At 72.4% G+C, this 23,575-nt stretch carries 20 protein-coding genes; 10 read left to right on the top strand and 10 right to left on the bottom strand.

Annotated features, from left to right (window positions below; all coding sequences use genetic code 11):
- Positions 1–19: 19 nt before the first annotated feature.
- Complete coding sequence (gene htpG, locus LCN96_RS23550; RefSeq protein ID WP_225275038.1) at positions 20–1,918, top strand: molecular chaperone HtpG; 1,899 nt, start codon at positions 20–22, stop codon at positions 1,916–1,918.
- Between the two features lie 46 nt (positions 1,919–1,964).
- On the opposite strand, the gene LCN96_RS23555 is transcribed toward htpG, so the two are convergent.
- The 3 genes from LCN96_RS23555 to LCN96_RS23565 form a co-directional block, all read right to left on the bottom strand.
- A complete protein-coding gene (locus LCN96_RS23555) occupies positions 1,965–2,426 on the bottom strand; it encodes a cold-shock protein (RefSeq protein ID WP_225275039.1) in 462 nt (153 codons plus the stop codon).
- A 222-nt stretch (positions 2,427–2,648) separates the two neighbouring features.
- The gene (locus LCN96_RS23560) at positions 2,649–4,088 is read right to left on the bottom strand and encodes a serine/threonine-protein kinase (RefSeq protein ID WP_225275040.1); all 1,440 of its coding nucleotides are present in this window, start codon (positions 4,086–4,088) and stop codon (positions 2,649–2,651) included.
- 194 nt (positions 4,089–4,282) lie between these two features.
- Positions 4,283–5,560: a hypothetical protein gene (locus tag LCN96_RS23565; RefSeq protein ID WP_225275041.1), complete on the bottom strand. Its 1,278-nt coding sequence runs from the start codon at positions 5,558–5,560 to the stop codon at positions 4,283–4,285.
- A gap of 108 nt (positions 5,561–5,668) precedes the next feature.
- Between LCN96_RS23565 and LCN96_RS23570 the strand changes: the two genes are divergently transcribed.
- The 7 genes from LCN96_RS23570 to LCN96_RS23600 all read left to right on the top strand — a co-directional run bounded on the left by LCN96_RS23570 (position 5,669) and on the right by LCN96_RS23600 (position 13,571).
- Positions 5,669–6,391 (top strand): TetR/AcrR family transcriptional regulator, encoded by a 723-nt coding sequence (locus tag LCN96_RS23570; RefSeq protein ID WP_225275042.1) that lies wholly within the window; start codon positions 5,669–5,671, stop codon positions 6,389–6,391.
- A 459-nt stretch (positions 6,392–6,850) separates the two neighbouring features.
- Positions 6,851–7,603 (top strand): GntR family transcriptional regulator, encoded by a 753-nt coding sequence (locus LCN96_RS23575; protein ID WP_225275043.1) that lies wholly within the window; start codon positions 6,851–6,853, stop codon positions 7,601–7,603.
- Positions 7,594–7,821 (top strand): 4Fe-4S dicluster domain-containing protein, encoded by a 228-nt coding sequence (locus tag LCN96_RS23580; protein ID WP_225275044.1) that lies wholly within the window; start codon positions 7,594–7,596, stop codon positions 7,819–7,821. Before LCN96_RS23575 ends, LCN96_RS23580 begins: the two co-directional genes overlap by 10 nt.
- Before the next feature lie 11 nt (positions 7,822–7,832).
- Positions 7,833–9,218, top strand: a complete 1,386-nt coding sequence (locus LCN96_RS23585; RefSeq protein WP_225275045.1) for an ABC transporter substrate-binding protein — start codon at positions 7,833–7,835, stop codon at positions 9,216–9,218.
- Entirely contained in the window at positions 9,215–10,021 is an 807-nt protein-coding gene (locus tag LCN96_RS23590; RefSeq protein WP_225275046.1) for an ABC transporter permease, read from the top strand. The genes LCN96_RS23585 and LCN96_RS23590 overlap by 4 nt, the downstream gene beginning before the upstream one ends.
- Positions 10,018–10,752 (top strand): ABC transporter ATP-binding protein, encoded by a 735-nt coding sequence (locus LCN96_RS23595; protein WP_225275047.1) that lies wholly within the window; start codon positions 10,018–10,020, stop codon positions 10,750–10,752. Before LCN96_RS23590 ends, LCN96_RS23595 begins: the two co-directional genes overlap by 4 nt.
- Positions 10,752–13,571, top strand: a complete 2,820-nt coding sequence (locus LCN96_RS23600; RefSeq protein ID WP_225275048.1) for a fumarate reductase/succinate dehydrogenase flavoprotein subunit — start codon at positions 10,752–10,754, stop codon at positions 13,569–13,571. The genes LCN96_RS23595 and LCN96_RS23600 overlap by 1 nt, the downstream gene beginning before the upstream one ends.
- Before the next feature lie 157 nt (positions 13,572–13,728).
- Here LCN96_RS23600 and LCN96_RS23605 read toward each other — a convergent pair whose 3' ends face one another.
- The 5 genes from LCN96_RS23605 to LCN96_RS56625 form a co-directional block, all read right to left on the bottom strand.
- Positions 13,729–14,883: an LLM class flavin-dependent oxidoreductase gene (locus LCN96_RS23605; protein WP_225275049.1), complete on the bottom strand. Its 1,155-nt coding sequence runs from the start codon at positions 14,881–14,883 to the stop codon at positions 13,729–13,731.
- Between the two features lie 229 nt (positions 14,884–15,112).
- Entirely contained in the window at positions 15,113–15,595 is a 483-nt protein-coding gene (locus LCN96_RS23610) for a CoA-binding protein (RefSeq protein ID WP_225275050.1), read from the bottom strand.
- A complete protein-coding gene (locus LCN96_RS23615) occupies positions 15,592–16,914 on the bottom strand; it encodes an O-acetylhomoserine aminocarboxypropyltransferase/cysteine synthase family protein (protein ID WP_225275051.1) in 1,323 nt (440 codons plus the stop codon). The genes LCN96_RS23610 and LCN96_RS23615 overlap by 4 nt, the downstream gene beginning before the upstream one ends.
- A 13-nt stretch (positions 16,915–16,927) precedes the next feature.
- On the bottom strand, positions 16,928–18,133 hold the full coding sequence (metX, locus tag LCN96_RS23620) for a homoserine O-acetyltransferase MetX (protein WP_225275052.1): 1,206 nt from the start codon (positions 18,131–18,133) through the stop codon (positions 16,928–16,930).
- 166 nt (positions 18,134–18,299) lie between these two features.
- Positions 18,300–18,431, bottom strand: a complete 132-nt coding sequence (locus tag LCN96_RS56625; protein ID WP_263657507.1) for a hypothetical protein — start codon at positions 18,429–18,431, stop codon at positions 18,300–18,302.
- Between LCN96_RS56625 and LCN96_RS23625 the strand changes: the two genes are divergently transcribed.
- Positions 18,420–18,638, top strand: a complete 219-nt coding sequence (locus LCN96_RS23625; RefSeq protein WP_225275053.1) for a hypothetical protein — start codon at positions 18,420–18,422, stop codon at positions 18,636–18,638. The two genes, LCN96_RS56625 and LCN96_RS23625, sit on opposite strands and share 12 nt — an antisense overlap.
- A gap of 161 nt (positions 18,639–18,799) precedes the next feature.
- Complete coding sequence (locus LCN96_RS23630; RefSeq protein WP_225275054.1) at positions 18,800–20,782, top strand: endo-1,3-alpha-glucanase family glycosylhydrolase; 1,983 nt, start codon at positions 18,800–18,802, stop codon at positions 20,780–20,782.
- 286 nt (positions 20,783–21,068) lie between these two features.
- Here the strand turns inward: LCN96_RS23630 and LCN96_RS23635 are convergent, their stop codons facing one another.
- Positions 21,069–22,307, bottom strand: coding sequence for a hypothetical protein (locus LCN96_RS23635; RefSeq protein WP_225275055.1), 1,239 nt, complete (start codon positions 22,305–22,307; stop codon positions 21,069–21,071).
- Entirely contained in the window at positions 22,304–23,404 is a 1,101-nt protein-coding gene (locus LCN96_RS23640) for a HesA/MoeB/ThiF family protein (RefSeq protein ID WP_225275056.1), read from the bottom strand. Before LCN96_RS23640 ends, LCN96_RS23635 begins: the two co-directional genes overlap by 4 nt.
- Between the last annotated feature and the right edge of the window lie 171 nt (positions 23,405–23,575).

Here is a 23,575-nt window from a genome sequence, read left to right on the forward strand (position 1 = left end):
AGAAACGGCGGGGGAGCCGGTGACGTTAGAGGCGAACACCGAGAAATTCACCTTTCAGGCAGAAGTGGCGCGCATTCTGGACCTGATGGCCCATTCGCTCTACAGCAAAAAAGAAATCTTTCTCCGCGAGCTGATCTCGAACGCCTCCGACGCGATAGACCGGTTGCGGTTCGAACGTTTCTCGCGAGCCGACCTGGCGGAGGACGACGGGGAGCCGCTGCGTATCCGGGTGGCCTACGACAAGGACGCGCGCACGATCACGGTCAGCGACAACGGCGTCGGCATGAGCCGGGCCGAGGTGATCGAGAACATCGGCACCATCGCCAGGTCCGGCACCGCGGAGTTCCTCGAGGCGCTGAGCCGCGAGCAGCGCGGTGACAGCTCCCTCATCGGCCAGTTCGGCGTCGGTTTCTACAGCGCGTTCGTGGTGGCCGAGCGGGTGGAGCTGACCACCCGCCGCGCCGGGCTCGCCGCCGGGGAGGGGGTGCGCTGGGAGTCCGACGGCAAGGGCGAGTACGTCGTGGAGACCGTCGACCGTCCGGACCGGGGCACCACGATCGTGCTGCACCTGCGCGAGGGCGAGGACGACCTGCTCAACGGCTACCGGCTGCGCTCGATCATCCAGAGGTACTCCGACCACATCAGCCTGCCCATCGTGATGGCCGCCGAGGACGAGAGCGCGCAGGCGGAGGAGACCACGGTCAACCAGGCGTCGGCGCTGTGGACCCGGCCCAAGAGCGAGCTGAGCGAGCGCGACTACCACGACTACTACCGGCACGTCAGCCACGACTACACCGACCCGCTCGCCTACCTGCACAGCAAGGTCGAGGGCCGCTACGAGTACACGCTGCTGCTCTACATCCCCTCCCGCGCCCCCTACGACCTGTGGGTCCCGCAGGCCCGCCAGGGGGTGAAGCTGCACGTCCAGCGGGTCTTCATCCTGGAGGACAGCGGGGAGCTGCTGCCGCGCTACCTGCGCTTCGTGCGCGGCGTCATCGACTCCGCCGACCTGCCGCTCAACGTCTCCAGGGAGCTGCTGCAGGGCAGCCGGGCCGTGAGCCACATCTGCTCCAGCGCGGTCAAGAAGGTGCTGAAGCTGCTCAACGACCTGGCGCGGAACGAGCCCGACAAGTACGCCGTGTTCTGGAAGGAGTTCGGCGCCGTACTCAAGGAGGGCATCGCCGACGATCCGCCCAACCGCGAGGAGATCGCCGAGCTGCTCCGCTTCACCAGCACCCGCTCGGCCGGGCAGGAGGCCGACGTCTCGCTGCAGGACTACGTGGACCGGATGAAGGAGGGCCAGGACAAGATCTACTACCTGCTGGCCCCGACCCTGGCCGCCGCCACCGCCAGCCCGCACCTGGAGGCGTTCAGGAAGAAGGGCGTCGAAGTGCTGCTGCTGGGCGAGGCCGTGGACAACTGGCTGGTGACAGGGCTGCTGCAGGAGTTCGGCGGCAAGCGGCTGCAGTCGGTCACCCAGGGCGTCCCCGACTTCGGCGGCCTGGAGGACGAGGCGGAGAAGGAAGCGGCGAGCAAGGCGAGCGCCGAGTACGCCGCGCTGCTCGGCAAGCTCAAGGAGATCCTGGCCGGCACGGCCTACGACGTGCGGATGAGCAGCCGCCTGACCACGTCGCCGGCCTGCATCGTGGCCAACGAGGCCGAGACCGACTTCACCCTCGCCCGGCGGATGCGCGGCTCGGGGCTGCCGAGCCAGCCGGTGCTGGAGCTGAACGCGGAGCACGTGCTGGTCAAGCGGCTGAACGAGCGGCAGGACGACCCGCGCCTGGCCGACTGGGCGCACGTGCTGTTCGGCCAGGCCGTCCTGACGCTGGGTGCGCGCATCGACGATCCGGCCTCGTTCGCCGACCGGCTGAACGGCCTGCTCGTGGCTCTCACGGAGGACGGCACCACCGGCTGAGCAGATGTGGGGCACCTGCGGTCATCGCGGGTGCCCCGCGGCGGGGTCAGCCCTCGACCCAGCCGTACTTCTTCGCGAAGATCAGCAGGCTGCGCCGCAACGACTTGATCTGGGCGCCGGTCAGCTCCGGCGCCTCCTCGATCAGCAGCTCCGTCAGCTCCTGGCCGAACTCCTCGGCCGACAGCACCTCGCAGAGCCCGTCGTCGTCGTCCAGCTCGTGCCTGCTCTGGTGCCCGCTCGGGGAGACGGGCTCGACGTGCCCGTTGGACGGCGGGAGCCCCTCGGCCGCCGACGGGCGCTCGACCTCCCTGATGCGGACCGCGAAGGCCTTCAGGCCCCGGTCGGACTGGATGACCTCGAACTCGACCGGTGTCCCCGGCGTGAGCAGCCTCTTGTCGTCGATCAGATCGTTGGCGTGGACGAAGACGTCCTCGCCGCCGTTGTCGGGGACGATGAACCCGTATCCGCGAACGTCATCGAACCGCAGGACCTTACCTGTCCTGGCCATACCTACCACGCTCCACCAACACCATTCGTCCCCCACCTGGGAGACCGGCCAGTCATGCCTGACCCGCCACGCCGTCACGCCGCGTGCGTCGCTCTGCGACGCCTCCGCGGACCTCGTCCCCCATACTCTCCCATTCCCGGGTGTTCGCCGAACGCGTGCCGAGCCGGTGCAGCGAGTCGTGTCCGCGGCCGTTCCGCTTCGGTGACTGGCCGGGAGCGCGCGTCACTTGCGGCCGTTGGCCTGCCCCTGGCCGGGGTGCCCGGCGGCGTGGCCCGGCGGGAGGTGCCCGGTCCTGCCCCTCGCCTTGCCTCCTGTCCCGCCGCCCGGTTGCGGGGCGGGCGTGGCCGCCGGCTTGGGCGGCGCGTCGAGGCGATCGCGGCTCTCCACCCGCTCTGCCAGGAGCACCCGGGTGGGCGGCGGCGTGGGCGGGTCCGTGAGCGGGGTGGCGGTGACGGAGTGCTGCCGCATCGCCGGTGCTGGGGAGGGGGCGTCGTCCGGCCAGAAACCGGCCACCAGCACGCCTGCGGCCAGCGTGGTGACGACCACCGCGTGCCGCACGTACGGGGGGCGCCGCGCGGTGCACGCCCCGGCGGCGGCCGGCGGGCGGCTCGTGACGGGCGGCAGCTCGCCGGAGCTGGTGACTGGCGGTGGGTCGTCGGAGCTGGTGAGGGGCGGTGGGTCGTCGGAGCTGGTGACGAGTGGCAGGTCGTCGGTGTTCGTGACGGGCGGCAGGTCGTCGGCGTTCGTGGCGGGCGGCTGCTCAAGCGGGGGAACCAGCAGGTCGCCGGTCTCGGGGACGGCCGTCGCCGGCCGCGCGACGAGCCGGTCCAGGAACCGGCGGGCCTCGGCGATCCCCGTACGGCGGTCGGGGTCCTTGTCCAGCAGCCCGGCGATCAGCGGGGCCAGCGAGCCCGCGCGCCGGAACGGAGCCGGGTCGGCGGTCAGCACCGCGCTGATGGTGGCCAGCGCCGTGCCCTGCTCGAACGGGCAACGGCCCTCGACCGCCGTGTAGAGCGTGACCCCCAGCGACCACAGGTCGGACTGCGGGGTCGCCGGCCCGCCGCGCGCCCGCTCAGGGGCGATGTAGGCGGGGGTGCCCACGACGATGCCCGCCTGCGTGAGCCCGACCGGCTGCTCCGTGCTGGTGGCCAGGCCGAAGTCGGTGAGCACGGCATGATGGGCGAGGTCGTGCAGCGCGCTCGGGCCGGCGCTGTCCAGCAGGATGTTGGCGGGCTTGACGTCCCGGTGCACCACGCCGGCGGCATGCGCGACCTGCAACGCCTCCAGCACCTGCAAGCCGATCCCGGCCACCGTCGCCGGCGGCAGCGAGCCGCGCTCGGCCAGCACGTCGGCCAGGGTGGGCGCGGAGACGAGCTGCAGGACGATCCACGGCTGCCCGTCGGCCACCACCACGTCGTAGACGGCGGCGATGTGCGGATGGCTCAGCCGGGCCGCCAGCCGGGCCTCGGTCATGGTGCGGCCCAGCAGCACCTCGCGCTCCGACGGGGGCTGATGCTCCAGCGTCACCTCCTTGACGGCCACCGGCCGATCCAGCAGCTCGTCGTGGCCCTGCCAGACCCGGCCCATGCCGCCCTTGCCCAGCTCGGACTCCAGCCGGTAGCGACCGGCGAGTAACCGGCCCTCGTGACACGCAGCGGACATGGCGCCACCCTTACCCGCTCGACGAACGCTCATGCAACGTGATCGACGGGTCGTGCTAGAACGCTACTTGCGCCACTTGGACCACATTCACCCGCGGATCTCCGACCAGGGGCAACGCGTGATCGGGCCAGGTGGTGGTGATCATCCCGTACCACAGGCCCGCCGCCGCGCTGCTGCGCAGCTCGCCCAGGTGCTCATCCTCGATCCGGCGCGTTGACGGGATGCTGGAAGTTGTTCAGCAGCGTGAACTCATGCACGGAACCATCCGGAACAGGCCCGATCTCCACCGGAGCCGAAGCAGGCTCCAGCCCGACGCGGTAGAGCTTCGCCGTCTCCAGCTCCCCCTCCGCCGCCGAGGCGATGATCAAGGACCGGCGATCCTTGGACAGGGCGACCGAGACGATCGACGACTCCGTCGCCGGCGCGAGCTCCCGCACCACCTTCACCTCCACGTTCTGCACGTACTCGACCTCGTCCCTGGCCAGCTCGGGAGCCACCCGGGCGGTGTAGAAGTCGTTCCCCCCGCCCTGGCAGAGCAGCTCGGAGGTGCCGAGCCAGGCGAGCGGGGTACAGCCGCGCAGCCGGCCGTCGTCGCGCACGACCACCTCCATGCCGAACGGCTTGTGCATCGGCTCGTCGTCGTGGCCGTCGATCGTGCGGCTCAGGAGGTCGAGCTCGGCGCCCGGCACCGACATCAGTCCCTTGGCCACCGTGGTGGGGTCGGCGGCGAACTTGCCAGAGGGGTGGACGACGCCCGGGCACACGACGGCGACCGGCCCGACGACGCGATAGTAGATGTCGTCGCTCTCGTTCTTGATGCAGGCCATGCTGAGCGCGCGCGGGGTCAGCGTGCCGTCCGGGGCGGCCGAGTAGTAGCGCAGGCCGCGGCGGAACCAGAGAGAGCCGTCGGGCGCGAAGCCGGGGCGGTCGTCGGAGAAGGTCTCGGTCACGTACCCCTTCTTGTTCGACCGCGCGGTGAGGTCCGTGAACGCCCCGGTGCCCAGGTCGAGCCAGCCGACGTGTTGATCGGCGTGCTCGTTGGGCCCGTTCACCTGGACGGCGATCCGGCGGCCGTCCGGCGAGACCGGGCTGACGCCGGGGTCGCCTGTCGCGCCGCAGAGGCTCCTGACGACCGCCTTCTCGCCGCCCGCCCGCGCGGCGATCTCGGTCAGGAGGGGTTGCAGCGTGGTGCTGGACAGGCTGGCGGCAGGCGTACGGAAGGCGTCGTCGTACGCCGTGACCCGCCACTCCTCACCAGTCCGCGTGCAGACCACCGGCCCCCGGGCGGCGAGCAGGGCAGGCAGGCTCTTCGCGGCCTCGGCCAGCGCCGCCTTCCTGGGGTCCGGGGTGGGCGTGACGGCTGCGGACGGCGGCGCCGGCGCGGCGAGCGGGCCGAGCGGGGCCGAACAACCGGTGGTGGCGAGCAGGATCGCGACGGCCGTAGCGGCCCGGCCGCCTCTGGGGGTGCCCATCCGAGAACTCCGTTCGATGATGATCCTTAAAAGAGTGAATACCATTAATCATGTGATGGGCATTCACCGCAAGTCGCGGCGACCGGCGGGACCCGCGAAGATGGGCACGTGACAGAGTTGACGCGCCGGGAGCGACTGCGGGCCGAGCTCGAACGCGACGCCAGGGCCGCCGCGCGCAGGATCGCGGCGGAGGAGGGCGTCGAAGGGCTGACCCTCGCCGCGGTCGCCCGTGCCGTCGGGGTGACGCCGCCCGCCCTGTACCGGTACTTCAACGGCAGGGCCGGGCTCGTCCGCGCCGTCTACGACGACGTCACCGGCGAGTTCATGGACACCGTCGCCCGCGCCCTGCACCGCCAGGACCCCGACGACCTCAGCGCCCAGCTGCACGCCGCCACCCGGGCCGTGCTCGACTGGTCCATGGCCAACAAGGTCGAGTTCGACCTGCTCATGGGCGCCGCCTACACCAAGATCGCCGACTCGGAGGAGGGTATCCCGAAGGTCATCGCGCGCGAGCTGGGCGGCTTCTTCGGGGTGCCGTTCGCGCGGCTGTATCGCGAGGGGCGCCTGACCATCAAGGCGGAGGAGGAGATCGATCCCGCCCTGGCGGAGCAACTGCGGACGTACCGCTCACATGTGGGGCTGGACTTCCCGATCGGCGTGGTCCTGCTCATGGTGATCTGCTGGCGGCAGATCTACGGGCTGCTCTGCATGGCCGTGTACGGGCACCAGGAGTTCGCCTTCGACGACCCGATGCCGCTGTTCGAGCACATGATGGACCACCTGCTCGGCATCCTCGGCCTCGAACGCAGCCCCAGCCTGCGCGTGCCCTGACGCGGGCTTCGCACTCCGTTCAGCGGCGGACGACGACGGTACCCTCCAGCACCGGCACGGCCGAGGCGTCGATCACGGCGGTGACCCCGGAGACGCGGGCGAGCTTGTGTCGGCGGTGCTGATGATCACCGTCCCGTCCCGCGCGCGGAGCACGGCGGCGTCGTCGCCGGTCTCCAAACCCACCACGAGCTCCGCCTCGGAGCCGCGCGCGCGGTACCGGCGGAGCACGATGGCGCGCTGCCGGCCGGGTGCTCGCCGTGCTGCCGGGGCAGTGCACGGGCTCTTGCGGACGGTCGCGGCCCGGAGTGGTGCGCGGGTGGCAGATCTTGCTCCCGCCGGCGCGGAACGGCAGCCCGGAGGTGGGACGAGCAGCTCCTGAGGTGGCGCAACCATACCGTTATCCCTGTTTGCCTACCTGATTGATAGGTTATCTCCGTCAACGCAGGTCAGGAGGTGGACATGGGAGACACGGCAGCCGTACGCCGGCGAGCCGACCGGGCGCGGCAGGTGGCCGACCTGCTCCGGCGGCAGATCGTGCACGGGCACTACGCGCGGGGCGCGTTGCCGCCGGAGGCGGTGCTGGCGCGGGAGTTCGGCGCCTCGCGCAACACCGTACGCGAGGCGTTGCGGCTGCTGCGCGAGGAAGGGCTGGTGGAGCGGTGCCCGGGAGTGGGCACCACGGTGGCGGCGGAGAAGTACCCGCACGGCCTGCACCGGCTGCTGGGCCTGGCCGAGACCCTGCACGAGCACGGCCGGGTGACCAACCAGGTCAGGACCATGGCCCTGATCGAGCCGCCGGCCGCCGTCAGCCAGCGGCTCGGGCTCGCGCCCGGCGCGTCGGTCGTCTACCTCGAACGGCTGCGCCGCCTCGACGGCCTGCCGCTCTCGCTGGACCTGACCTATCTGGTCCGTGACGTCGGTGAGCCGCTGTTCGACGCCGACCTGGAGCACAACGACATCTTCGTGCTCCTGGAGGGGATCGCCGGACAGCCCCTCGGCACCGCCGAGCTCACCCTGGAGGCGGTCAACGCCGACCCCCACACCGCCGCCGTGCTCGACGCGCCGCGCGGCGCCGCGCTGCTCATGGTCGAGCGGCTCACCCACCTGGCCGACGGCCGGCCGGTCGACCTGGAGTTCATCCGCTTCAGAGGCGACCGGCTGACCATGCGCGGCCACCTGAACCGCACCGTGGAGGAGGACCGATGGCCCTGATCAACCAGCGGGTCGAGGTACCCGTGACCATCGACGAGGCGCTGTGCATCGACGGCTGCACCCTGTGCGTCGAGGCGTGCCCGCTCGACTCCCTGGCGATCAGCGACGAGACCGGCAAGGCCTACATGTACGTGGACGAGTGCTGGTACTGCGGGCCGTGCGCGGCCCGGTGCCCCGTGGACGCGGTCACCATCGACATCCCCTTCCTGCTGCGATGAAGGAGACCACCATGCGTGTCTTCCTGGCGGCCCTCGCCCTGCTCGCCGCGGCCGGCTGCTCGGTCGCCGGCGCGGCGGGCGGCACGGGCAAGATCAAGGTCGTCATCGGCTACCAGTCCAAGACCATCAACACGGTGACCGCCGGCACGCTGCTGCGCTCGCTCGGCTACCTGGAGCAGCGGCTCGGCGACCGGTACGCCGTCGAGTGGCAGGACTACGACACCGGCGCGCCCATCACCGCCAAGATGGTCGCCGGCAAGATCGACATCGGCTCGATGGGTGACTACCCCCTGCTCATCAACGCCGCCCGCACCCAGGCCATCCCCGCCGCCCGCACGGAGCTGATCTCCATCACCGGCTACAACCTGCGCGGCGGCCTCAACATGGTGGTCGTGCCGCCCGCGTCCAAGGCGCGGACGCTGGCCGACCTGAAGGGGGCCAAGGTCTCCGCCAGCGTGGGCTCGGCCGGGCACGGCACCCTCGTCCAGGCGGTCGAGCGGGCCGGGGTGACCGGGATCGAGGTCGTCAACCACCAGCCCGCCGTCGGCGCCTCACAGCTGGAGTCGGGTGGCGTGCAGGCGTACGCGCAGTTCGTGGCCTGGCCGGGCCTGCTGGTCTTCCAGGACAAGGGCCGCCTGCTCTACGACGGTTCCGCGCTGGACGTGCCGACCTTCCACGGCGTGGTGGTGCGCCGGGCGTACGCCGGGGAGCACCCCGACGTGGTGGACGCCTTCCTCAAGGCCCAGCTCGACGCCACCCGCTACCTGCACGAGCACCCGCTCGCCGCCGCCGAGTCCGTGGCGCGGTCCACCGGCCTGCCCGCCGAGGTCGTCTACCTCTACAACGGGCCCGGCGGCATCTCCACCTTCGACGTCACGCTGAAACCGCAGCTCAAGGCGGCGCACGAGCACGACGTGCCGTACCTCAAGCGCATCGGCACCGACTTCCCCGGGGTGGACGTCTCCGCCTTCGTCAACGACTCCTACCTGCGCAGGGCGTACGGACCTGCGTACGACCAGGACGTGGCCACCACCGCCAACCCCGCCCCGATCACCGGCACCGACCCCGTCTGCGGCGGGCAGGTGAGCGACCCGGGGACGGCCTCGGAGCTGTGGCTCGACGGCGCGGACACCACGCGGCCCGCCGCCACGCCCACCTGCCTGCTGCGCCAGATCGCCGCCGCGGGCCCGGCGGCCGTGCGGGCCGCCTACGTGCCGGACACCGTCACCGGGACCCGCTGGTTCGCCGACCACGCGGTGTGGCTCAGGGAAGGGGCGCGGTTCCTGCCGTTCACCACGCAGGACGGCGCGGACGCCTACCGCGGCGAGCACCCCGAGGCGGAGCCGATCACCTACGAGGCCGCGCTGAAGGCGGCGGCGAAGGGCGGTGACACATGACGGGCACCCCGGCGCCACGCCGCGGCAGCCGGTGGAGCTGGCCCGTCAGGGTCGCCTCCGTCCTGGTGGCGGCCGGGCTGTGGCAGGCGCTCACCGCCGCCGACGCCCGGCTGTGGCTCAGGTTCGACCGGCTCCCCACGCTGGACGAGATCGCCGCCGAGGCCGCCAGGCAGCTCGCGACCCCGGTCTTCGCGCTCGACCTGGCGCAGAGCCTGATCCGGATCCTGTCCGGGTTCGGCCTGGCCACGGTCGCGGGGCTGGCGGCGGGCATCGCGCTCGGCAGGTCCGCCCGCGCCAGGGACGTGCTGCTGCCACTGCTGGAGGCGGCGCGGCCGATCCCGGCGATCGCGCTGGTGCCGGTGGCGATCCTGCTGTTCCCCACCGACGAGCAGGGGATCGTGTTCATCACCTTCGTGGCCGCCTTCTTCCCCATCATGGTCAGCACCCGGCACGCCGTGCGGGCGCTGCCGACGTTGTGGGAGGACGCGGTCAGAACGCTCGGCGGCGGCCGGCTGCACGTGTTGTGGCACGTCGTGCTGCCCGGCATCCTGCCCGGCGTGTTCGGCGGGCTGTCCGTCGGCATGGGCGTGTCGTGGATCTGCGTGATCTCGGCCGAGATGATCTCCGGCGAGTTCGGCGTCGGCTACCGCACCTGGCAGTCGTACACGCTCGTGGACTACCCCGCCGTGATCGTCGGGATGATCACCATCGGCCTGCTGGGCTGGCTCACCTCGGCGGCCGTCGAGCTGGTCGGGCGGCGGGTCACCCGCTGGCTGCCCCGGGCCGAGAGGAGCACGGCATGACCACGCTGGCGCCGCCCGAGCGGGCGCAGACCGGGCTGGGGTTCACGCTGGAGCGGCTGTCCCTGGGCTACGGCGGCCACCTGGTCGCCCACGAGATCGACCTGGCGGTGGTGCCGGGCGAGGTGCTGGTCGTCGTGGGCGCCTCGGGCTCGGGCAAGTCCACGCTGCTGCGCGCGCTGGCCGGGCTGCTCACGCCCGCCGGCGGCACCGTACGGGCCGACGGCGCGCAGATCGCCGGCCCCTCGGCCGAGCGCGCGATGGTCTTCCAGGACGACGGCCTGCTGCCGTGGCGCAGCGTGCGGCGCAACATCGAGCTGCCGCTGCGCATCCGCAAGGTCGGCCGGCGCGAGCGCGCCGAGGCGGCGCGGGCGTGGATCGAGCGGGTCGGGCTGAGCGGTGCGGAGGACAGGCTGCCCCGCGAGCTGTCCGGTGGCATGCGCCAGCGCGTGCAGCTCGCCCGCGCCCTGGTCGCCGCGCCGCGCGCGGTGCTGATGGACGAGCCGTTCGGCGCGCTCGACGCCCAGACCCGCGCCCAGATGCAGCGCGTCCTGCTCGACGTGCTGCGTGACACCAGGGCGACGGTCGTGTTCGTCACCCACGACGTGGACGAGGCGCTGCTGCTCGCCGACCGCGTGGCCGTGCTGGGCGACCGGGGCATCCGCACGCTGATCGACGTGCGCGGGAGCGGCGAGCGGGCCGTGCTGCGCGACAGGATCCTGAAGGAGTTGTGATGGAGATCCCCGCGATCGAGGACCGGCTGCACCTGGAGTGCGAGGTGCTCGTCGTCGGCGGCGGTACCGCCGGCACGATGGCCGCGATCACCGCGGCCGAGCGCGGCGCGAGCGTGCTGCTGCTGGAGAAGGCGCACGTGCGCCACAGCGGCGCGCTGGCCATGGGCATGGACGGCGTCAACAACGCGGTCATCCCCGGCAAGGCCACGCCCGAGGACTACGTCGCCGAGATCACCCGGGCCAACGACGGCGTCGTCAACCAGCGCACCGTCCACCAGACCGCCACCCGCGGCCACGCCATGGTGCAGCGGCTGGAACGCTACGGCGTCAAGTTCGAGAAGGACGAGTACGGCGAGTACGCGGTGCGCCGGGTCCACCGCTCGGGCAGCTACGTGCTGCCCATGCCGGAGGGCAAGGACGTCAAGAAGGTGCTCTACCGGGTGCTGCGCCGGCGCGACCTCCGCGAGAAGGTGCGCATCGAGAACCGGGTCATGCCCGTCAGGGTCCTCACCTCGGGCGGGCGCGCGGTCGGCGTGGCCGGCTTCGACACCCGCTCCGGGCGGTTCGTCACCGTCTCCGCCGGTGCGGTGATCCTGGCCACCGGCGCGTGCGGCCGGCTCGGCCTGCCCGCCAGCGGCTACCTGTACGGCACCTACGAGAACCCGGCCAACGCCGGCGACGGCCACGCCATGGCCTACCACGCCGGGGCCGAGCTCAGCGGCATCGAGTGCTTCCAGATCAACCCGCTGATCAAGGACTACAACGGGCCCGCCTGCGCGTACGTGGCCAACCCGTTCGGCGGCTACCAGGTCAACAACCAGGGGGAGCGGTTCGTCGACTCCGACTACTGGTCGGGCCAGATGATGGCGGAGGTCGCCACCGAGATCGCCTCCGCCCGCGGCCCCATCTACCTCAAGCTCTCCCACCTGCCCGAGGAGTCCATCTCCGCCCTCGAAGGCATCCTGCACACCACCGAGCGCCCCACCCGGGGCACCTTCCACGCCGGGCGCGGGCATGACTACCGCACCCACGACGTGGAGATGCACATCTCCGAGATCGGCCTGTGCGGCGGCCACTCGGCCTCCGGCGTGTGGGTGGACGAGCACGGCGCGACCACCGTGCCCGGCCTGTACGCCGCCGGCGACCTGGCCTGTGTGCCGCACAACTACATGATCGGCGCGTTCGTCTTCGGCGACCTGGCGGGCGCCCACGCCGCCGCCCACGCGGTCGCGCCCGGAGCGTTGCCCGAGGACCAGCTCACCGCCGCCCACGAGCTGGTCTACCGGCCGCTGCGCCACCCCGAGGGGCCGCCCCAGCAGCAGGTGGAGTACAAGCTGCGCCGTTTCGTCAACGACTACATCACCCCGCCCAAGACGGCCGCCAAGCTGGAGATCGCGCTGGAGACGTTCGAGCGCATGCGCGCGGAGATCGCCGGGATGGGTGCCCGCACCCCGCACGAGCTGATGCGCTGCGTGGAGGTCGACTTCATCAGGGACTGCGCCGAGATGGCGGCGCGGGCCTCGCTCACCCGCACCGAGAGCCGCTGGGGTCTCTACCACGAGCGCGCCGACCTGCCCGCCCGCGACGACGCCGCCTGGCTGTTCCACCTGAACCTGCGCAAGCGGGACGACGGCGCGATGGAGTTCGTCAAGCGGCCCGTGGAGCCGTACCTGGTGCCCGTCCCCGAGTTCACGCCCGTCGCCGCCGAGCCGGTCGTGCTCGCCGCGCGTGCGTCGGTGCGGGTGCGGCGGGCCGCCGCCACCCGGGCCGAACGAGTCGTGGTGGGCCGCTCGCCGCGCATCCTGGAGCTGCACCGGCTGGCCGAGGAGCAGCCCACCGCCGGGCGACTGGCCCCCTACCTCGCCGACCCCGACCCCAAGGTGCGGCGGGCCGCCATCGCCACGCTGACCGAGACCGTCCCTGAAGGCGCCGGGCTCGCCCTGACCGCCGCCCTGGGCGACGGCCACGGCACCGTACGGCAAGCCGCCGCCACCGCGCTCAGGGAACTGGTCGAGGTGCTGCCCGCCACCCCCGAGCTGCGCACCGCCCTGGTCGGGCGGCTGGCCGGCGGGGACGCCGTGATCCGGGCGAGCGCCCTGGACGTGCTGCGGGCGCTGCGGCTCGGCGACCGGGAGAGCTTCGCCGAGGGGCTGCGCGACCCCGACCGCCGGGTGCGCATCGAGGCCGTCCGCGGTCTGGTCTCGCTGGACGAGAGCGACCTGGTGGCCACGGCCGCCGCCGACCCGTCCAGGGAGGTGCGGGTGTGGGCGGCCAAGGGCCTGGGCCTCATCGGCAAGCCGGCCCCGGCGCTGGAGACGCTCGCCGCCGACCCCGACCCGCTCGTGCGCGCGGCGGCCCTGGAGGCGTCGGGCGCGACCGGCGCGCCGCTGGCGGAGCAGGCCGTCGCGGCGCTGGGCGACGCCGGCTGGCAGGTACGCGTCGGCGCCGCCCGGTGCCTGGCCGCCTGCGACCCGGCCCGCGCCGCCGTACCGCTCATCCGCACGCTCGGGGACGCCAACCTCGACGTACGCAAGGCGGCCGTGCAGGCGCTGGCCCGCTGGGCGGCCGAACCACAAGTGGCCGCCGCGCTCACCACGGCGCTGTCGGACCCGGACGCCGACGTGCGGGCCTACGCCCGCCAGGCGCTGGAGCCCGCCGGGGACGACATCGAGCTGGACATCCGGCCGGAGGGCGAGATCCGCCCTGCGCGCGGTGCCGTCCCTGGCGTGGGTGCCGCTGCTGGTGCTGTGGCTGGGCATCGCAGGGGCGCCGAAGATCGTCCTGGTGGCGAGGAGCCTGTCCGGGCCCCTCGCCCGTGATCCCGCGTGACGGACGGGGCGTCAGGCTGTCGCCCCCGGTGAAGCGGCCGCCGCGCCGGTGAGTCAGAACGGGCCGTTCAGCGGCGGCTGCGCGCCCGTCGCTGTGCCGGATCGGGCAGCGGCGCGGTGGCGCGGCGCCGCAGCTCCGTCAGCGTGCTCACTGCGCTCCCGCCGTGGCGAACGGGACCGGGGCCGGCCCGGCGGCGGCCGGCTCCGCGGGATGCCGCCACAGGCCGCGCTCGCGCAGGATGGGCAGGACGCCCTCGCCGAACCAGTACGCCTCCTCCAGATGCGGATAGCCGGACAGCACGAACTCGGTGAGCCCGAGGCGGTGGTACTCCTCGATCCGGTCGGCGACCTCGGCGTGGCTGCCGACCAGCGCCGTGCCCGCGCCGCCGCGCACCAGGCCGACGCCCGCCCACAGGTTCGGGTAGATCTCCAGGTCGTCGCGCCTGCCGCCGTGCAGGGCGAGCATGCGCTTCTGCCCTTCGGACTCGCTGCGGCCCAGGCCCGCCTGCACCCGCTCCACGGTCGCCTGGTCGATGCCGTCGAGCAGCCTGCGGGCCTGCGCCCACGCCTGCTCGCTGGTGTCGCGGGTGATGACGTGCAGCCTGATGCCGTGCCTGAGCGTGCGGCCCTCGGTGGCGGCCAGCCCGTCGATCCAGGCGAGCTTCCCGGCCACCGCGTCCGGCGGCTCGCCCCAGGTGAGGTAGGCGTCCACGTGCCGGGCGGCCACCCGGCCGGCGGCGGGGGAGGAGCCGCCGAAGTACACCTCGGGCACCGGGTCGGGCAGCCGGTTGAGGCGGGCGTCCTCGACCTGGAGGTGCTCGCCGGTCAGGCTCACGCTCTCGCCCCGCCACAACGCCCGCACCACGTGCAGGAACTCGTCGGTCCGCGCGTAGCGGGCGTCCTTGTCCAGGAAGTCGCCGTACGCGCGCTGCTCGTGGCTCTCCCCGCCGGTCACCACGTTCAGCAGCAGCCGCCCGCGCGAGTGCCACTGGAAGGTGGCCGCCATCTGCGCGGCCAGCGTGGGGGAGACCAGCCCCGGGCGGAAGGCCACCAGGAACTTCAGCCGCTCGGTGGTGCCGGCCAGCATCGCGGTGGTCAGCCAGGCGTCCTCGCACCACGCGCCGGTGGGCGTCAGCGCGCCGGCGAAGCCCACCTGCTCGGCCGCGTGCACGATCTGGCGCAGGTAGGGCAGGGACGCGGGACGGGCTCCTGAGGCCGCGCCCGCCGGGAGCCCGTGGCCGCCGCCGACGACGTCGCGGCTGTCGCCGTACGTGGGCAGGAACCAGTGGAACGTCAGGGTCATTGTGTCGTCCGTTCTGCGTGTTACGTTCACCGTAATTCATGTAATACAGGTAGGCAATACCTGTTTAAGTGCGGGCCCATCCCGCCGACCACCGCACGGACCTGGCCAGGCTGCTGGAGCACGGCCCGTTCGACGCACGTCCATCCTCGACCACCCGCGACTTCGCCCCCGACGACCTCGTGGCCAGGGGCGGCGACGTTACCGAGCGCGGCGTATCGCAGACCTACGGCTACTGGAGCCCCGCGCGGACCGAGGTGATGCGCCGGGTGTTGAACCCGAGCCAGTGCATCCGGCCCACGTAACGCGCGTGCTCCACCTTGAGACAGCGGTCCATGACCACGCTCACGCCGCCGTCCTCGGCGATCCGCGCGCCCTCCTCGTTGATCACGCCGAACTGGCACCACAGAGCCGTCGCGCCGATCTCCACCGTCTCCCGCGCGATCTCCGGCAGGGCGTCCGGCGCGCGGAAGACGTTGACGAGGTCCACCGGCACGGGCACCTCGCGCAGGCTGGGGTAGCTCCGCTCGCCGAGGATCTCCTGCTCCCTGGGGTTGACCGGGACGATCCGGTAGCCGTGCCGCTTGAGGTAGTAGCCGACGAAGTGGCTGGCCCGCAGCTCGTTGCCGGACAGGCCGACGATGGCGATCGTCCTGGTCGTGTGCAGCACGCGCTGGATGGTCAGCGCGTCCTGGTAGCGGTCGAGTGCGGTCATGCCGTGGTCACCTCTCCGACGCGGGCGAAGGCCTGCTCCAGGTCCCAGATCAGATCCTCGACGGACTCGGTGCCGACCGACAGCCGCACCGTCCCCGGGCTGACGCCCGCCGCCCGCAGCTCCTCGTCGCCGAGCTGGCGGTGCGTGGTGCTGGCGGGGTGGATGACCAGGCTCTTGGCGTCGCCGACGTTGGCCAGGTGCGACCAGAGCGTCAGGCCGCCGATGAACGCCTGCCCGCCGCGCCGGCCGCCTGCGCAGTCGAAGGAGAACACCGCGCCGGCGCCGCGCGGCAGGTACCTGTCCACCAGCGGCCGGTACCGGCTGTCCGGCAGGCCGGGGTAGGTCACGCCGGAGGCCAGGTCGTGCGAGCGGAGGAACGCCGCGACCGCCCGCGCGTTGTCCACGTGCCGGTCCATGCGCAGCGAGAGCGTCTCCAGCCCCTGCAGGAACAGGAAGGCGTTGAACGGCGAGAGCGCCGCCCCGAGGTCGCGCAGCGTCTCGGCGCGCAGCTTCATCAGGTAGCCGTACTCGCCGAACGTCTCGTGGAAGCGCAGCCCGTGGTAGGCCGGCGACGGGTCCGCGACCACCGGGAACCGCCCGTTGGACCAGTCGAACGTGCCCGCCTCCACCACCACGCCGCCGATGCTGGTGCCGTGGCCGCCGATGAACTTGGTCGCCGAGTGGATCACGATGTCGGCGCCCCACTCGATCGGGCGGCAGAGGTACGGCGTGGCGAACGTGTTGTCCACCACCAGCGGCAGCTCGTGCTCATGCGCGATGCCCGCCACGGTCTCGATGTCGAGCACGTTCCCGGCGGGGTTGCCGATCGTCTCGCCGAAGAACGCCTTCGTGTTCGGCTGGACGGCCTTGCGCCAGGCGTCCGGATCGTCCGGATCGACCCACGCCAGCTCCACGCCCATCTTGCGCAGCAGGTGCTTGAGCTGGTTCACCGTGCCGCCGTAGAGCGCCGAGGAGGACACCACGTGGTCGCCCGGCTGCAGCAGCGTGAACAGCGCGGCGGCCTGCGCGGCGATCCCGCTGGCGAACGCGACCGCGCCGGCCCCGCCCTCCAGGTTCGCCACCCGCTCCTCGAACACCGCGACGGTCGGGTTCATGATGCGCGAGTAGGTGTTCCCGTACTCCTGGAGGTTGAAGTACGCCGCCGCGGACTCCGGGTCCTCGAAGACGTAGCTGGTCGTCTGGAAGATCGGCACCGCGCGGGCGCCGGTGTTCGGGTCCGGCCGCTGCCCGGCGTGCAGCTGCCGGGTCTCGAACCCGAACTCGCGGGCCTGTTCCGTACGGGGGAGCTGGTCGGTCACATGAGCCTCTTTCTCAGACGGGCGGGGCCAGGAACCGGCGGATGACGGGCGTCTGCCGCGCCTCTTCCAGCAGGAAGCAGTCGTGGCCGTACGGCGCCTCGATGACCTGCAGCTCGACCGGCTTGCCGAGCGCGCGCAGCGCCTGCTCGACCTCCTGCGACGCCGCCGGCGGGTACAGCCAGTCGGAGCTGAACGCGATCAGCAGCGTACGCGCCGAGACGCCGGCGAGCGCCCGCTCCAGGGATCCGCCGCCGTGCTGCCGGGCGAGGTCGAAGTACGTCAGCGCGCGCGAGGTGTACAGATAGGTGTTGGCGTCGAAGCGCTTGACGAACGAGTCGGCCTGGTGGCGCAGGTAGCTCTCCACCTCGAACTCCGGCTCGCTGATCGTGTAGCGCAGGTCGTCCGCGGCCTGCAGCCGCCGCCCGAACTTGGCCTCCAGCGCGGGCGCCGAGAGGTACGTGACGTGGCCGACCATCCGCCCGATGCCCATCCCGGCGTCGGGCGCGCGGCCGGTGCCGTAGTAGCGCCCGCCCTGCCAGGCCGGATCGCGCAGGATCGACTCACGCGCGATCGCGTTCCAGGCCACCCCCTGCGGGTGCAGCGCGTGCGTGCTGGCGATCGCCACGACGGCGTCCACCTGGCCGGGGAACAGGATCGCCCACTGCAGCGCCTGCATCCCGCCGAGCGAGCCCCCGGCCACCGCCGCGAGCCGCTCGATGCCCAGGACGTCGAGGAACGCGCGCTGCGTGCGCACCATGTCCGCGACCGTGATCACCGGGAAGTCCGGCCCGTACGGCCGGCCCGTCGCCGGGTCGGTCGAGGACGGCCCCGTCGTCCCCCGGCAGCCGCCGAGCAGGTTCGTGGAGACGACGAAGAAGCGGTCGGTGTCGAACGCCTTGCCGGGGCCGATCATCCCGTCCCACCAGCCGAGCCCCTTGCCGCCCGCGCCGTCGCGCTCCTCGGCCCCGAACCCGTCGCGGGTGCTCTCCGGCGGCGGCGTCCTCGCCACGCCCGCCGCGTGCGCGTCGCCGCTGAGCGCGTGGCACACCAGGATCACGTTGTCGCGCCGGGGCGACAGGACGCCGTAGGTCTCGTACGCCACGCGCACCGGGTGCAGCTCCCGGCCGCAGTCGAGGCGTAACGGCTGGGGCAGGTCGAGGTAGCGGGTCTCCACGGTGCCGACACTGCCGGCCGCGAGCGAGGTGGCGGGCTGCGACATGGGCTCATGGTAACCGTCATGGGCGCATTTTCGGTCAGATTCCTACCGGAAATATAGGGTTTTTGCCCGCTGCGTCCAGGCCGGGATCGTCGCGCCCCGCCTCGCGTGAGGCGGATACGAAGAGCTGTCACTCTCCGTCAGCGGCACGGCTCGCGAAGCGGGGCCGTTACGCGAGCCGGTCGTCCTGAGCCCGTACCAGGACGTCCCCGGCCTCCGTGCGGTAGTACAGCACCGATCGCCCGGCCCGGCGGCGGCGCACGAGGCGGGCGTCGAGGAGCACCTTCAGGTGGCGGCCCACCGAGCCCAGGCCCTGCCCGGTCAGCGCCATGAGCTGAGCGGGCACGCGCTCGGGCTGCACTCCTCGGGGACGCTCACCACGCAGGGCGTCGGCGCCGCGCTCGCGGGGACGGTCGCTCAGGTCACCTCGGCGACGACCGCCATGACGGTGATGGCGATGCTGTCCGTGGGCGTCACGCTGGCCCTCGCCCGCGGGTTGCGGCCCTGACCCGGTGCGCCCTTACGTCAGCGCCCGGGTACGGAGCGAGTTTGGTGACGTTCCAAAACGGGATTTCGGTCCATTGGCAGGATGGGAAGGTTGATCTTGCCGCATTCTTGGATCTTGCGGCTCCGCCCCCAGGGAGCCGCGTCGAGAGCAAGAGGAGCTCCATGGTCAACCGATATCGCACGTTACTGGCGGTGGTGACGGCCTCGGTCGCGCTGGTGGCCGTCGCACCCGCACCGGCCTCCGCGGGCGGTCCCGCCGGTTCCGTCCGCGTGGCGGCTGCCGCGCCCGTCACCGTGACGTTCGCCGCCGTCGACGACGTGTTCGTCAGCCAGGCGGAGCCCGCCAAGAGTTTCGCCACCGCGACGTGGCTGAGCGTCTGCGGCTCCGGCTGCGGCGGCTCGGCCACCGGGCAGCGCCTGGCGCTGACCCGGTTCAAGGTCACCGGAATCCCGGAGGACGCCGGGGACGTCAAGGTCACCCTGGACGTCGTCTCCGCCAGGACGACGGACACCACCGTCTCCGCCCGCGAGGTGACCGGCTCCTGGACCGAGGCCGCCACCACCTGGAACACCCGCCCCGCGCTCGGTGACGGCACCGTCGCCTCGCACACCGGGTTCACCACCGGCGCGACGGCCAGGCTGGACGTCTCCGACGCGGTGGAGGGTGACGGCACCTACGCCTTCGCTCTCACCGGGACGTCCGACACCACGACCGTCCTGATGTCCTCCCGCGAGAGCGGCGACCGGGGGCCGAAGCTCACGGTCACCTACACGCCCGGCGCGGGGGAGGAGCAGACCGGCGGGCCGCTGCCGTTCGCCCTGGCGAGCACGGCCGCGCTGCGGGCCTCGGGCAAGAAGGTGTTCGCGCACTACTTCACCCCGTACCCCGTCTCGCTCGACAACGCCGCTCCGGAAAACGATTACTACGCCCGCAACTACCTCAAGCCGGAGGGCGAGAGCGGCAAGCACGCCGCCTACGGCGGGTTGCTGCGCGACCGCCCGGCCACCCGCGCCCCGATCACCGGCGACTACGCGCTGGCCGACCTGAAGACCGAGGTCAAGCAGGCCATCGCGGCCGGCCTCGACGGCTTCACCGTGGACATCCTGTCGGTGACCAGCGCGCACTGGACGCGGGTGCAGAACCTCATCAAGGCCGCCGAGGCCGTCGATCCCGGCTTCAAGATCGTGCTCATGCCGGACGTCAACGGCCTCGCGTCGGTGGACAGCGCCACCCTGGCCACGGCCATCGCCAAGCTGGCCGCGTCGAAGTCGGTCTACCGGCTCGCGGACAACCGCCTGGTCGTCTCCCCGTTCAAGGCGGAGGGCAGGACCGCCGCCTGGTGGGCGGACTGGATGAAGACCATGGAGACCACGCACGGCATCAAGGTCGCCCTGGTGCCCTGCTTCGTGAACTTCGGCAGCAACCGCGACGCGTTCGCCCCGATCAGCTACGGCTTCTCCAACTGGGGCAGCCGCAGCCCCGCGGGCAACGCGAACCTGACCACCAACATCACCACCGCGCACAACCTGGGCAAGATCTGGATGCAGCCGGTGTCGATCCAGGACGAACGCCCCAACCAGGGCATCTTCGACGAGGCAGGCAACACCGAGAACCTGCGGGCCTCATGGAAGGGCGCCATCGACGGCAAGGCCGACTGGGTGCAGCTCACCACCTGGAACGACTACTCGGAGAACACCCAGTTCGCCCCGTCCAGGAACGCCGGGTGGACCTACCTGGACATCAACGCCTACTACCTGACCTGCTACAAGCTCGGCTGCCCGAAGGTCACCAACGACGCGGCCTACCTCACCCACCGCGTGCACCCGGTCGCGGCCACGCCGTCGTACGCGCAGACCAAGCTGATGAAGCTGCGCAGCGGCAGCACCGCGGCCCGCGACACGGTGGAGGTGCTCAGCATGCTCACCGCGGCGGCCAAGGTGTCGGTCACGATCAGCGGCACCACGCAGACCTACGACGCGCCCGCCGGGGTGTCCGCGAAGACCTTCCCGCTCAAGGCGGGCACCGCCTCGGCCACCGTGACCCGGAGCTCGGCCACGGTGGCGAAGGTGACCTCGCCGTACAGCATCACCGCCACGCCGTACGTGCAGGACCTGCACTACCGCGCGGCCTCCAGCGAGCGCTGACGCCGGCGGGCCCCGGGCGCGCCGTCCGCCTCCGGGGCCCGCTGGACGGGCCTGCCGCGATGCCGCGCTCGGCGCGGCCCCGGCGCACGCCATCCCGCCGCCCCCGCCGGGGGGAGGACCTCCTCATCCTCCAGAGCTACTACAGCGGCGACCGGTGACCGGACAGCGCTGGTTCGGCTGCGGCCAGCCTCCCGGCCAGTACGGCATCCTTGGGTCTTCTTCCCGCCCCGCTGAAGCAGGCGAGAGCCGCTCCGTCCGGCGTCAGTCAAGGTGCCGGACGGAGGGCTCAGGCGGAGCTCGTCCTCGCCGTGAGGCGGGCGGCGTACTCCTTGACGGCCAGGACGAGCGCCAGGGCCTCGGGCCCCAGGAGCAGGGTGACGCAGAGCAGGCGGTACCAGAAGTCGATCGTCAGCGGCCCCTCGGCGAGCCCCTCGGCGGCCCAGCTCAGCGTCTGCGCGAAGACCGGCAGCAGCAGGACGCAGAACCAGACGATCACCCCGGCGAAGCCCGCCACCCAGACCCAGCGGAACCACCGGCCCACCCGCAGGTCGGTGTCCGTCGCCTCCGCCAGCTCCGCCTCCTCCGCGGCCGTCAGCCGCCAGAGTGCCCGCTTGAGCATCAGCGACTTCACCTGCCACAGGTTGCGGCAGCCCAGGGCGTTGACCAGCACCGCGTAGAGGTCGGTGCGCAGGAAGACCAGGCTCTGCCAGAGCATCTGCATGACCTTGATGAACACCCAGGCGGCCAGCAGCGACCCGACCAGCTCGGGGGCGTGCCAGACGCCGGTGTCGATCAGCAGCCGCCCGGTGAGCAGCACGGCCAGCAGCACGCAGTCCACGGCCAGGCCCGCCAGCAGGGGGCCGTAGCGCTGCCGGCGGGGGAGCGTCCAGAGCTGGGTGAGGTCCGTCTCGAACACCAGCATCCACAGGCGGCGGTCCACGCCGAAGCGGGTCTGGATGCCCAGGGCCCGCGCGCCCAGCCAGTGGCCGCACTCGTGGCTGGCCGCCGCGAACCACACGAACGGCAGCCAGGCCAGGGCGCTCAGCCCGATGTCGGCGAAGGGGAACGCGTCCACCGCCGGATCGGGGAGCAGGCCGGGCCGGAAGGCGAAGACGGCCAGCGCGTAGAGCAGGCAGGCGGCGTAGCAGGCCCACGCCACCCGGCCGAAGAACGGGCGCACGGTCTCCGGGCGCACGGTGGTCATCCAGCGGCGGGCCTGGATGGGTGCGGTGCGGACGGGCTCGGCCGCGTCGCCGCCGTCGTCATCGGAGGCCAGGAAGCCCAGCTCGCCGAGGGTTTCCACGAAGGAGGGGACGTTGACAGGCTCGCCGGCGAACGCCTCCGCCTCGGCCGCCGCCTCCTCGACGCTCGCGCCGCGCCGGAGCGCGGCGATCACCACCCCGCCCACCGCCGGGATCGTCACGAACGTGCCGCTGGCCGGGTCGCCCACGAGGACCTCGTCGTCGCCCTCCGGCACGACGCTGAGCGGCTTGAGCCTGACCGGAGCGGTGCCGGAGGCGCTCATGCGCGCTCACCGGCCGGCGCCGGGGCCTGGGCGCAGACCCGGCAGTCCGGGTTCCTGGGCAGCGGCTGCCACTCGGGCACCAGCCCGGTGCGCAGGTCCAGGGTGACACGCTGGCCGGCCGCGCGGGGCGGCTCGTACCCGGTCAGGTAACGCTGCGCCTCCAGCGCGAGCAGCGAGCCGACCTGCATCGCCATCGGCCCGGTGAGCGGGTTGCTCAGCTTCATGCTCTCCACGATCCGGTACGCGACCGCGTCCGGGCCGTCGCCGGTCGGCCGGTCGGCGTAGTCGCAGGCCAGGCAGGCGGAGCGGCCGGGGTCCACGGACAGGTACATGAGCTGGCTGCGGTTGGCCCCGCCCAGCACGTACGGGACGCCGTTGCGCACCGCGGCCTCGTTCGCCCAGAGGTTGGCGTGCGGATGGCCGTCGAGTCCGCCCGCCACGAGGTCCACGCCCTGGATGAGGTCGTCGAGGTCCTCGGGCGCCGAGACCCAGCGGTCGGCGGCGTGCACCTTGATGCGCGGGTCGTAGTCGCGGACCCACGCCGCCGCCCGCTCGGCCTTCGACAGGCCGAGGTCGGCGTGATGGTAGAGGAACTGCCGGGCGAAGTTGCGGGACTCCACCCGGTCCTGGTCGACCAGCGTCATCTCGCCGACGCCGAGGCCCGCCAGGCACTGCACCAGGCAGGAGCCGCCGCCGCCGACCCCGAGCACGAGGACGTGGGCCCGGCTGAGCGGCCGGTGGAACCCGGCCCGCCGGCGCTCCAGGCCGGCGTAGGTGCCGTAGAAGCTGAGGTTGGAGAAGTGGCGCTCGTCGGCGTCCGGGTCGCCGAGGGTCCGGCCGTCGGCGTCCTCCACCAGGCCCAGGGAGTCGAGCCCGCTCAGGCCGCCGCCGACGTCCTCCTCCGACAGCGGGATGCCGCGCCGCTGGAGCGAGACGCTCAGCTCGGCCGCGGTCTGCGGGGCCCGGCGCAGCTCGGCCAGGAGCGCGGCCACGTGCCCGTCGGGGTCGTCCAGGGTGATCGCCTCGCGAGCGTCGAAGACCACCAGGAGATCATCGCCGATCGTCTCCCACTCGCATTCCTTCAACGCCACACGCATCGTGCCTCCCGCGCGGTCAAGTACGCATGCCAGGGCCCGCGGGGAGGGGCGTGGCGCCCCTTCCCGCGGGGAGATCGTCAGGCGGTGTCAGCGCCTCACGTGGCGGGGTTCTGAGTAGCCTTGACGGACTCGACCTTCTTGACCTTGATCTCCATGATGTGCCTCCTCATG

The organism is Nonomuraea gerenzanensis (genome assembly GCF_020215645.1).
Classification (GTDB): Bacteria; Actinomycetota; Actinomycetes; order Streptosporangiales; family Streptosporangiaceae; genus Nonomuraea; species Nonomuraea gerenzanensis.

Bases quoted from the DNA above. Each gene is read 5' to 3' on its own strand.
- LCN96_RS23555 (WP_225275039.1), bottom strand. From the start codon at position 2,426: ATGGCCAGGACAGGTAAGGTCCTGCGGTTCGATGACGTTCGCGGATAC.
- LCN96_RS23560 (WP_225275040.1), bottom strand. From the start codon at position 4,088: ATGTCCGCTGCGTGTCACGAGGGCCGGTTACTCGCCGGTCGCTACCGG.
- LCN96_RS23565 (WP_225275041.1), bottom strand. From the start codon at position 5,560: ATGGGCACCCCCAGAGGCGGCCGGGCCGCTACGGCCGTCGCGATCCTG.
- LCN96_RS23575 (WP_225275043.1), top strand. From the start codon at position 6,851: ATGGGAGACACGGCAGCCGTACGCCGGCGAGCCGACCGGGCGCGGCAG.
- LCN96_RS23580 (WP_225275044.1), top strand. From the start codon at position 7,594: ATGGCCCTGATCAACCAGCGGGTCGAGGTACCCGTGACCATCGACGAG.
- LCN96_RS23585 (WP_225275045.1), top strand. From the start codon at position 7,833: ATGCGTGTCTTCCTGGCGGCCCTCGCCCTGCTCGCCGCGGCCGGCTGC.
- LCN96_RS23590 (WP_225275046.1), top strand. From the start codon at position 9,215: ATGACGGGCACCCCGGCGCCACGCCGCGGCAGCCGGTGGAGCTGGCCC.
- LCN96_RS23595 (WP_225275047.1), top strand. From the start codon at position 10,018: ATGACCACGCTGGCGCCGCCCGAGCGGGCGCAGACCGGGCTGGGGTTC.
- LCN96_RS23600 (WP_225275048.1), top strand. From the start codon at position 10,752: ATGGAGATCCCCGCGATCGAGGACCGGCTGCACCTGGAGTGCGAGGTG.
- LCN96_RS23605 (WP_225275049.1), bottom strand. From the start codon at position 14,883: ATGACCCTGACGTTCCACTGGTTCCTGCCCACGTACGGCGACAGCCGC.
- LCN96_RS23610 (WP_225275050.1), bottom strand. From the start codon at position 15,595: ATGACCGCACTCGACCGCTACCAGGACGCGCTGACCATCCAGCGCGTG.
- metX (WP_225275052.1), bottom strand. From the start codon at position 18,133: ATGTCGCAGCCCGCCACCTCGCTCGCGGCCGGCAGTGTCGGCACCGTG.
- LCN96_RS23630 (WP_225275054.1), top strand. From the start codon at position 18,800: ATGGTCAACCGATATCGCACGTTACTGGCGGTGGTGACGGCCTCGGTC.
- LCN96_RS23635 (WP_225275055.1), bottom strand. From the start codon at position 22,307: ATGAGCGCCTCCGGCACCGCTCCGGTCAGGCTCAAGCCGCTCAGCGTC.
- LCN96_RS23640 (WP_225275056.1), bottom strand. From the start codon at position 23,404: ATGCGTGTGGCGTTGAAGGAATGCGAGTGGGAGACGATCGGCGATGAT.